The following is a 519-nucleotide window of genomic DNA, read 5'->3' as shown; positions in this document are numbered from 1 at the left end:
CCGCGTTCCCTCGGGGTAGAGCGCGACGGCCTTCCCCTCCTCGAGCATCTGCCGGTGCTGCTCGAGGGCGTCGAGTGCCGCCTGACCGGCGCCACGCTGAACCGGGCTCGCACCGAAGGACGTGAAGAACAGACGAGACAGCGCTCCCTTCAGCCCGGTGCCGGTGAAGTAGCTCGATTTGGCCAGGAAGTACACGGGACGCGTGGAGGTCACCGGGATGATCACCGAGTCGATGAACGACAGATGGTTGCTCGCGAAGATGACCGGGCCGGAGGTGGGGATGTTCTGGCGCCCCTCGACACGAGGGCGGTACACGAAGCGGGCGATGGGGGCGAGCACCGAACGCCCGAAGGCATATGTCGCCTTGGCGCGGTCGCGGCCATAGGTGGGTGCGACGTCGTCCGGAGGGCTCTGCTCGTCGTCGTCGTGAGGCACCAGACGAGGGTACCGCGCGACATATGCGCGCACGGTATGCCGCGGCATCCGTCGTTCTCAGGCATCGCATCAGGCGAGTGCGGT

The 519-nt window shown here is 67.1% G+C and carries 1 protein-coding gene; it reads right to left on the bottom strand.

The features are described from left to right. Positions 1-435, bottom strand: a 435-nt coding sequence (locus ASG00_RS18150; protein ID WP_235559499.1) for a lysophospholipid acyltransferase family protein, incomplete at its 3' end; no start/stop codon positions are given. Positions 436-519: the final 84 nt, after the last annotated feature.

The organism is Microbacterium sp. Leaf351 (genome assembly GCF_001423825.1).
GTDB lineage: Bacteria > Actinomycetota > Actinomycetes > Actinomycetales > Microbacteriaceae > Microbacterium > Microbacterium ginsengisoli.
The sequence above is the reverse complement of the archived record's forward strand: the minus strand, read 5'-3'. Positions and strand labels throughout refer to the sequence as shown.